Origin of the sequence: Thermoclostridium caenicola, assembly GCF_900142095.1 — a bacterium.
Classification (GTDB): Bacteria; Bacillota; Clostridia; order DSM-8532; family DSM-8532; genus Thermoclostridium_A; species Thermoclostridium_A caenicola.
The window spans coordinates 1-9,693 of sequence record NZ_FQZP01000067.1 but is presented as its reverse complement, the minus strand read 5'-3'; the positions used below and the strand labels follow the sequence as shown (position 1 = coordinate 9,693).

At 50.8% G+C, this 9,693-nt stretch carries 7 protein-coding genes and 1 other annotated feature; of the genes, 1 reads left to right on the top strand and 6 read right to left on the bottom strand.

Translation table 11 applies throughout. The features are described 5' to 3' along the window. The first annotated feature begins 125 nt into the window (after positions 1-125). On the top strand, positions 126-650 hold the full coding sequence (locus F3H12_RS12335; protein ID WP_149679622.1) for an ECF transporter S component: 525 nt from the start codon (positions 126-128) through the stop codon (positions 648-650). Between the two features lie 113 nt (positions 651-763). On the opposite strand, the gene F3H12_RS12330 is transcribed toward F3H12_RS12335, so the two are convergent. The 6 genes from F3H12_RS12330 to aspS form a co-directional block, all read right to left on the bottom strand. Next, positions 764-1,465 carry a gamma-glutamyl-gamma-aminobutyrate hydrolase family protein gene (locus tag F3H12_RS12330; RefSeq protein ID WP_149679621.1) on the bottom strand — a complete coding sequence of 234 codons (702 nt, stop codon included), beginning with the start codon at positions 1,463-1,465 and terminating at the stop codon, positions 764-766. 174 nt (positions 1,466-1,639) lie between these two features. After that, the gene (locus tag F3H12_RS12325) at positions 1,640-3,745 is read right to left on the bottom strand and encodes a glutamine synthetase III family protein (RefSeq protein ID WP_149679623.1); all 2,106 of its coding nucleotides are present in this window, start codon (positions 3,743-3,745) and stop codon (positions 1,640-1,642) included. Between the two features lie 455 nt (positions 3,746-4,200). Then, positions 4,201-5,616 carry an Asp-tRNA(Asn)/Glu-tRNA(Gln) amidotransferase subunit GatB gene (gene gatB, locus F3H12_RS12320; protein WP_149679620.1) on the bottom strand — a complete coding sequence of 472 codons (1,416 nt, stop codon included), beginning with the start codon at positions 5,614-5,616 and terminating at the stop codon, positions 4,201-4,203. After that, complete coding sequence (gatA, locus tag F3H12_RS12315; RefSeq protein ID WP_149679619.1) at positions 5,613-7,073, bottom strand: Asp-tRNA(Asn)/Glu-tRNA(Gln) amidotransferase subunit GatA; 1,461 nt, start codon at positions 7,071-7,073, stop codon at positions 5,613-5,615. Before gatA ends, gatB begins: the two co-directional genes overlap by 4 nt. Continuing rightward, positions 7,070-7,363 carry an Asp-tRNA(Asn)/Glu-tRNA(Gln) amidotransferase subunit GatC gene (gatC, locus tag F3H12_RS12310; protein ID WP_149679618.1) on the bottom strand — a complete coding sequence of 98 codons (294 nt, stop codon included), beginning with the start codon at positions 7,361-7,363 and terminating at the stop codon, positions 7,070-7,072. Before gatC ends, gatA begins: the two co-directional genes overlap by 4 nt. A gap of 63 nt (positions 7,364-7,426) precedes the next feature. Then, a complete protein-coding gene (aspS, locus tag F3H12_RS12305) occupies positions 7,427-9,172 on the bottom strand; it encodes an aspartate--tRNA ligase (RefSeq protein ID WP_149679617.1) in 1,746 nt (581 codons plus the stop codon). 86 nt (positions 9,173-9,258) lie between these two features. Continuing rightward, positions 9,259-9,512 (bottom strand) — a binding site (T-box leader). Positions 9,513-9,693: the final 181 nt, after the last annotated feature.

Here is a 9,693-nt window from a genome sequence, read left to right as displayed (position 1 = left end):
TCCTCCTTGGTATTTTGTTTGTTTTTCGTTGATCAATATTTTACCAAAAAAGAGGGGTCTCTTGTTTTTTTAACCTAAAACAATTTTACACTAAGTCAATAAATCAATAAAGGGGATACGTAAACATGAATAACGGCTCTAACACCACTGTTAAGCTGACAGTAACTGCCCTGTTTATGGCAATGAATATCGCGCTAAGTTCTTTCGGGATACCGGTTCCGGGAGGACACCTGTATTTGAATGACATCGTGATTTGCCTGGCAGCAATCCTGTTGGATCCATTGCAGGCATTTGTGGTAGGCGGTATCGGAGCGTTTATCGGCGATTTTCTGTTCTACCCTGCACCGATGTTTGTTTCCCTTGTTACGCATGGTCTTCAGGCTGTTGTCATTTCATTGTTTGCGCACAGATTCCTGAAAAGCAACCCTCGTCTTGCATCGGGAATAGGCGTTGCCGTCGGCGCTGTCATCATGGTCGTTGGGTATTCGCTTGGCAGAGCCTTCATATACAGCACGCCGGAGTATGCTTTGCTGAAGTTGCCTTTCCAGATACTTCAGGCCGTGGTCGGTGCCGTCGTGGGCATGCTGCTTTGCTGGAAATTCGGGATTCATAAATTATATGCCAGGATGATTAATTACAAACATGCATGATCCATGGGGCTTAAGTTCAGATACATGTGATGGCTCCATAAAGTGTTGCGGGACAGCATCAATGGCAGATAACCAGGTTTGGTTATCTGCCTTCTTATCAAAAGGGTCTACCATTAAATCATGGACTTGACGAACTCAGAAAAAATAGCTTTGCTGTTGGAATCTGTCTTATGAGAATACTCCGGATGCCATTGTACAGCCCATAAAAATCTATGTCCGGGCATATAAACCGCTTCGATTAACCCGTCCTCAGATATTGCCATTTCTTTCAGCACAGGCGACAGTTGTTTTATGGCCTGATGGTGCAGGCTGTTAACCGGAAGTCTCGTAGTATTAAGCAAGCTGAACAGAGGGGTTTTTTCAATAATGCTTACCGTATGTACAGGAACGTCATAAGGGGCATTTTGACAATGCGTTATTTTTGTGGGGTACTGCAACGGGATATCCTGATACAGGCTGCCGCCCAATGCAGCATTAATGAGCTGTATACCTCTGCAAATGCCTAATATGGGCTTGTTATCATCTATGGCTATTTCAAGATAAACTTTTTCCATGACATCTCTTTTTAAACAGCTTTCAATCAGATCCCCTATCGGTTCCTCTCCATAAAGCCCGGTCGAAACATCATGCCCGCCGGTAAACAAAAAGCCGTCACACATATCTGCAAGCTGTGTGATTTCATCGATTTTATCGGTGAACGGCAAAATGACAGGCAATCCGCCGGCTTCCGTTATTCCGTCAAGATACCCCGGCAACATCCAAAGACTATCTTTTTCATCATCCCATAGGGGCATAACACCAATTACAGGTTTCATCGATTCATCACATCCTTTGGCTTTGTGATATCAGGGTTCTTTCATATGCCGGTTTGGCTCAATGTAAAAACTGGCAGATAACCAGGCTCGGTTATCTGCCAGTTTTATGTACGCCATGCTATTCTACTCAGCTCATTCCCGACATGTCGAACCGAGCTATCTAACAAGTACCTGTCAGATGACGCTGAACAGCAGATCACCGTATGTAGGTATCGGCCACAGGCTTGCATCCACCACGGTTTCAAGCTTGTCGGCAACGTCGCGCAGTTCGTTCATCTGCGGAATGATGACATCCTTATAGGCGCGGGCATGAGCCAGGGAATCTCCTTCATGCGCATCCACCTCTTCGAGCTTGGCACCGAGCTTGTCGATGGCGGCCTTCAGGCTGGATGTCAGCGATACGAGCTTATCCAGCTCGTCCTTGGCGAAAGAGGCATCCGCACCTGCCGCATTGAGGGATGCAACGGTGGATGCAACCTTTCCTGTATAAGCCATGCATGCCGGGAGGATTTGCCTGCTTGCCATTTCGATCATGGTCAGGGCTTCTATGCGGATTGTCTTGATATAGTTCTCCAGGCAGATTTCATAGCGGGAATGCACTTCTGCAGCGTTCAAAACGCCGTGCTTTTCAAGCACCTTGACGTTCTTCTCCGCAATCAATGCAGGAATGGCATCAACGGTTGTTTTCAGGTTGGGCAGGCCTCTTCTCTCGGCCTCGGCGACCCATTCCTCGGAATAGTTGTTGCCATTGAAGATAATGCGCTTGTGGTTCTTAATAATTTCCTTGACCACGGCATTCACTTCAGCCTGGAAGTCCTCTGCCTTTTCGAGACGATCAGCGATTTGACTCAGCGTTTCGGCTACAATGGTATTGATGATAAAGTTCGGGGTGGCAATGGATTGCGAGGAACCCACGGACCTGAACTCGAACTTATTGCCTGTAAAGGCGAAGGGAGAAGTTCTGTTTCTGTCGGTGGTATCCTTCGGAAGAACCGGAAGCGTGGATACACCGATCTCCAGGGTTCTGCTGGTTCCATTGTTCTTGACCACACCGGTCTCAATCTGCTCGATAACGCTGGTCAGCTCGTCGCCAAGGAAGATGGACATGATGGCCGGAGGCGCCTCGTTGGCTCCCAGTCTGTGGTCGTTACCGGCTGAGGCAACAGAGAAGCGTAAGAGATCCGCATACTCATCCACAGCCTTGATAACAGCCACCAGGAAAATGAGGAACTGGGCATTTTCCGATGGCGTTGTTCCGGGATCGAGCAGGTTCTTGCCATCGTCGGTTGAGATGGACCAGTTATTGTGCTTACCGGAACCATTGACACCTGCGAACGGCTTCTCATGCAAGAGGCATGCCAGTCCGTGCCTGTCGGCCACCTTTTTCATGATCTCCATGGTCAGCTGGTTATGGTCGGTGGCAATATTGGTGGTGGCAAATACCGGAGCCAGCTCATGCTGCGCAGGCGCAACCTCATTGTGCTTGGTTTTTGCGGAAACTCCAAGCTTCCAGAGCTCGGCATCCAGATCATGCATGAAGCGGGAGACCTTCTCCTTGATAATGCCAAAATAGTGATCCTCCAGCTCCTGTCCCTTGGGCGGCTTGGCGCCAAACAGGGTTCTGCCGGTATAAACCAGATCCTTACGCTTCAGGAAGTATTCCTTGTCCACAAGGAAGTACTCCTGCTCAGGACCCAGTGTCGTGACAACCCGCTTGGTGGTGGTATCGCCAAAGAGTTTCAGAATGCGAAGCGCTTGCTTAGAGAGGGCTTCCATTGAACGCAGAAGCGGGGTTTTCAGGTCCAGGGCCTCACCGGTATAGGAGCAGAAGGCGGTGGGAATGTACAGCGTTTTGTCCTTAACAAATGCAGGGGAAGTACAATCCCATGCGGTATAGCCCCTGGCTTCGAAGGTTGCGCGAAGACCACCGGAGGGGAAGGATGAAGCATCGGGCTCACCCTTGATGAGCTCCTTGCCTGAGAATTCCATAATGGCCTTGCCATCCCCGGTAGGCGACAGGAAGGAGTCATGCTTTTCAGCAGTAACGCCGGTCAGCGGCTGGAACCAGTGGGTAAAATGGGTTGCACCCATTTCAACCGCCCAATCCTTCATCACACAGGCCACGACTTCGGCTACATCCGGATCAAGCGGAAGGCCTTCCTTAATGGTTTTCTTCAGCTTCTTATAAATAGGTTTTGGCAGGCGCTCCTGCATGACCGTGTCACTGAACACGGCTGAACCAAACACACCGGAACCGATCTCTTGAATACATCTTTCCATGCTTTCCATGACCTATTCCCCTTTCACTATTAAAGCTTGTTCTGTCTCGCAAATTTGAGTATTTATTCCGGTTCGTCACCGGCTGCAAACAAAACAATGAAAAAAGGCGCTCCACCCACTTGGTGAAACGCCTTTGTTTCCGACAAAACACTATGCAACTGCTTAGGTCCGTTGACCCGAATCCTTCTCCGGATTCTTCATGTTATATATTTTACCAGACTCCTTCATGTTTTGCAAGATGCAAAATCAAAAATTTCATTTTGAAATTGAGCAATACCGGTGCCGTTTTGCTTTTCCCAGTTTATGACTTCTGCGCTTCTTGCGCGCTGAGCCAGAAACCGCTTTTATCGCCTTTATCCTGCTGTTTCCTGCTAAATGGATCGAGCAGGGCGTCTTTCAGTCCTGCAGCCCTCACAATCCTTTCTTGACGCCGCCATCTTGCATATCCTGCATTTTTACGGTCCGATCAGCTTTCGCAACAAGGCTTCCGCCTTGCGGATGTCCGCCTTACCGCCGGTCTTCTTCATGATGTAGCCGAACATCACATTGATGGCCTTGTCCTTGCCGTTTCTGACATCGTCTACCGCCCTGGGATTGGCTTCGATGGCTTCCCTGCAAAGGTTTTCAAGCACCTCGTCGGAGATGCCCACAAGATCCTCCGGCTTGATGAACTCCTCCACCGGTTTGCCGCTTTCCAGCATCTTCTGCAAGGTACTCTGGGCAACGCCGATGTTGATTTTCTTCTCGTCAGCCAGCTTGACGAGCGCGGCAAACTGGGCGGCGGAAATCCTGACGGCAAACAGCTCCTTTTCCTCCTCGGTGTCCATGTTGGAAAAGATGGTACCGACAATCAGGTTGGCCGCATTCTTTACGCTTGCACCCTCAGCCAGAGCACCTTCAAAGAATTCGGCCACCTTTCTGTACCTGGAGATCTGTTTGGCTGTGGCTTCGGGAAGCCCCAGGTCATTCACGTATCGCCTGAGTTTTGCAAAGGGCAGCTCGGGCAAGGACGCCCGGATTTCTTCCACCTTCGCCTCGTCAATGCAAAACCTCAGAATGTCGGGATCGGGGAAATAGCGGTAATCATCGGAGTTTTCCTTATCGCGCATCGGGGTGACGCTGTTGGTTGCCTCATCGTAGCGCATGGTCTGCTGGACAACGGTTCCCCCCGCATCCAGGATATCGGCCTGCCTTTCCGCCTCGGCTATGACGGCCTTTTGAATGAAGCTCAAAGAGTTAATGTTCTTGATTTCGGTTCTTACGCCGAAATTGGGATCGCCGGGCTTTCGCAGCGAGAGATTGACATCGCAGCGCATGGAGCCTTCCTGCATTTTGCAGTCCGATATGCCGATATAGCGCATGGTCAGCTGCAGCTTTTCGGCATACTCCCTTGCCTCTTCGGCTGAAGAAATATCGGGCTCAGAAACGATCTCAATCAGCGGAACGCCGCCGCGGTTATAGTCGATATAGGTATACCCGTTCTCATGGACGAGCTTTCCGGCATCCTCCTCGATATGGATGCGGGTGATACCGATGCGCTTGCCGCTGTCCAGTTCGATATACCCCTTTTCGCAGAGGGGCTCGTCATATTGCGAGATCTGGTAGGCCTTGGGCAAGTCGGGATAGACATAGTTCTTCCGGTCCATATGGGACTTGGTATTGATCTTGCAATTCAGCGCAAGTCCCGCCTTAATGGCATATTCCACCACTTTCTGGTTGAGGATGGGAAGGGTTCCCGGCTGACCGGTGCAAACAGGGCAGCAATGTGTGTTGGGCTCTCCCCCGAATTCGGTGGTGCAGCCGCAGAAAATCTTGGTTTTGGTCGCAAGCTCAATATGGGTTTCAATGCCGCAGACAATTTCATAATTCATATCCCGGCACCTCCTTCGTAAGCACCAATCACTTCTCCGGCGCTTTGTTCATAGAAATGAGCCACCTGAAGCACCGTTGCCTCGTCAAACTTCTTACCGATGATCTGCATGCCGATGGGAAGCCCCTTGGCATCTACTCCGCAGGGAACCGAGATGGCCGGAACGCCTGCGATGTTGACAGGCACGGTGCAGATGTCCGATAAATAGATCTCCACGGGGCTGGCCCCCTTATAGTTCAGCGGGAATGCAGTATTGGGGGCCGTAGGCGCAACGAGCACGTCACATGTTTCAAAGACGGCGTCGAATTCCCGGTTGATTTCTTCACGAATCAGGCAGGCTTTCTTGTAGTAGGCATCATAATAGCCGCTGGACAGCACATAGGTACCCAGCATGATGCGGCGCTTGACCTCGTCACCGAAGCCTTCGCTCCTGGTTTTAACAATCATTTCCTCAATGCTGGTATAGGAGGCTGTGCGGTAGCCATAGCGGATGCCGTCGTAACGTCCCAGGTTGGAAGAGGCTTCCGCGCAGGCGATGATGTAATAGACCGGAAGCGCCAGCTTCAGGGCCGGAAGCCGGATATGCTCGATTTTCGCCCCGTTCTTTTCAAGCAGGGCGATGGCTTCCTCAATCTTCGACTTGATCTCCGGATTGATTCCTTCAAAGAATTCCTCGGCCACACCGATGCGCAAGCCCTTTACATCCTGCTCCAGGCATTGGGTCAGTGATGGGCCATAATCATAATCCACGCTGGTCTGATCACGTTTGTCGCCGCCTCTGACGGCATCAAAAACGATGGCCGCATCCTTCACGCTGTTTGTCAGAGGCCCTATCTGGTCCAGGGAGCTTCCGTAAGCGATGAGCCCATAACGGGATACCGCGCCATAGGTAGGTTTAAGCCCAACCACACCGCAGAAGGAAGCCGGCTGGCGGATGGAGCCGCCCGTATCCGAACCCAGGCTGTATACCGCAAGGTTGGCGCAAACGGCCGCGGCCGAGCCGCCCGAAGAACCACCGGTCACATAATTCGTGTTCCTGGGATTCAGCGGCGCCCCATAACAACTGGTTTCCGAGGTGCTACCCATGGCGAATTCGTCCATGTTTGTCTTGCCCAGAAGCACCGCACCCTGCTTTTTCAGCTTCTCCCACACGGTCGCATCATAATATGGCTTAAAGCCCGTAAGGATCCTGGAGCAGCAGGTGGTGGGAAGCCCGTCGGTGCAGATATTGTCCTTCAGGGCCATGGGGATGCCGCAGAGGGGCGGCGCATCGCCCTCCTTAAGCATTTGGTCGGCCTGCTCCGCTGCCTTCAGGGCAATATCAAAGGTCAGATGCACATAGGCATTGAGGGTTGGATTCAGTTTTTCAATGGCATCGATATAGGCTTTGGTCAGCTCCACCGCTGAAATTTCGCGGTTACGCAGTTTTATGGCCAGTTCAGATATTCCCGCTCTCATTTTTTACTCCTTTCCACACTGAAAAATCCGTTATACCCTTCAACATTGGAAAGGATCTTTTCATTGGGCAGGGACGGCATTACTTCATCTGGGCGCAGGTCGTCAAAGGAGACCATTCTCGCACCCACGCTTCTAATCTGCTCGGTTCCGCCCTCGATGGATTGGTTGATGGTATCCGCAAAGGCAATTATCTCGTCAAACTCGGCTGTAAACCGCTCAAGCTCTTCATCCGAGAAGCTCAGTTTTGCAAGTTTCGCGAGCTTTTCTATCTCGGCTTTTGAAATCGCCATAATCCTCACTCCATTTCTGACAGCGACCGGCTGTCACATTTGGCCGGATGGTTTTTGACATGCTTAATTTCGGATTTTAATATGCGCCTCACGCAGCTGCTGTTCGGTTACCTCGCCTGGCGCGCCGCACAACAGATCCTGTGCGTTGCTGTTCATGGGGAAAGCCACAACCTCGCGGATGTTTTCCTCGTTCCTGAGCAGCATGATCATCCGCTCGATCCCCGGAGCCATGCCGGCATGGGGTGGCGGCCCGTACTGGAAAGCATTATAAAGCGCGCCGAACTTCTTTTTCAAGGTTTCCTCATCATAGCCCGCAATCTCGAAAGCCTTGACCATGATATCCAGGTCGTGGTTGCGGACCGCGCCCGAAGAAAGTTCAACGCCGTTGCAGACGATGTCATACTGGTAAGCCAGGATGTCCAGAGGATCCTTGGTAGTCAGGGCCTCCAGCCCACCCTGGGGCATGGAGAAGGGGTTATGGGTAAATTGGATTTTCCCGGTCTCCTCATCCATTTCATACATCGGAAAATCATTGACATAACAGAAGCGGTAAGCATTCTTCTCGCATATGTCGAGGCGCTTGCCCAGCTCATTGCGGATGAGCCCCGCGTACTTGTTGGCAAGCTTCTCCTTGTCGGCAATGAAGAATATGGTATCGCCGGGTATAAGGCCGGCAATCCGGGCCAGCTCCCCTTTTATTTCTGCGGGGATGTATTTGTCGATGGGGCCTTTATAAGTCATATCCTCCTGGATCTCAAGGTAACCTAGCCCACCCATGCCGATGGACAGCGCATATTCCAGCAGTTTTTCATGGAAGCCCTTGGACATGTCGGCATGCACCTTGATGGCCCGGACCGTCTTGTTATGGAAGGGCTTGAACGAGCATTTCTGAAAGAAATCGGTCACATCGATGATGCGCAGGGGATTTCTAAGGTCCGGCTTATCGGTGCCGAATTCCAGCATGGCCTGCTTGTAGCTGAAAACGGGGAACGGTGCCTCGGTGATGGCATACCCTTCGGGGGCGAACTTTTTGAAGGTTGCCGTCAGCACCTCCTCGCCCACGCGGAAAACATCTTCCTGGGTGGCAAAGCTCATTTCAAAGTCGAGCTGATAGAACTCTCCGGGAGAGCGATCGGCCCGCGCATCCTCGTCACGGAAGCAGGGGGCGATCTGAAAATACTTGTCAAAGCCCGAGACCATCAGCAGCTGCTTATAAATCTGGGGCGCCTGGGGCAGCGCATAAAACTTCCCTTTATGTTTTCTTGACGGAACGATATAATCCCGTGCTCCCTCGGGTGAGGAGGCCGAAAGAATCGGCGTCTGGATCTCGACAAAGCCCATCTCGGTCATCTTCTGCCTTAGGAAGCTGATGACCTGGGACCTGAAGAGGATATTGTCCTTTACCTTGCGGTTTCTTAAATCAAGGTAACGGTACTTTAGGCGCACGTCCTCCCGAATCTCCCTGGAAGTGACGACTTCAAAGGGCAGATCCCTGTACACCCGGCCCAAAACCGTCACTTTTTGCGCCACAAGCTCAATGGTGCCGGTGGGTATCTTGGGATTGTAGGTTTCTTCATCCCGTTTTTCAATCACACCTTCAATGGATAAGCATTCTTCCTTTCTGACGCCTTTTGGAAGCTCGATGTTTCTGAAGACCACCTGCATGACACCATACATGTCCCTCAGGTCAATAAAGGACACGCCGCCGTGGTCCCGGATGTTTTCCACCCATCCCGCAATTTTAAGGACGCTGCCGATATCTTCTTCGGTGATTTGGTTCATGGTCCTGGTACGATAAACCTCTGCCATAAATTCTCCCTCCTCATCTTTTATCAAACTCACGGTATCGGGAGAGCGCCCATATAATTAAAAAAGCTGCTCGCCCGACATGAAAATATCAGGGCGAACAGCACTATCATTCGTCCGCGGTACCACCTGAATTACTGCACTCCATTGTACAGTCACTTCTTAGTGTTTGCCGCTTTAACGTTCGGCCTACGTCGCACCTACTTGCCACATGCCATGCACTGTGGCTTTCAGATTGAAGCTGGTGAAGTGTTCTTCACATGAATTCACTTTACGGGTTCTCACCATTCCCCGCTCTCTGTAAACGATAATTCATGCTACTCCTCTTCGTCATCGCTTCTCCATTTATTATATTTGCCGTATATTCTAATATATATCAGCTTGTCCTGTCAATAGGATTCCCCTTGTAGACGGTGTCAACTTGTTGTACCTCATTTGAAAAAGTAAATTCCACCCCTTGAAGGCAAAGAGCGGAATTTAGTTTTGCAAAAGCATATAAAAAGTATAGTGGAATTAAGTTTTTC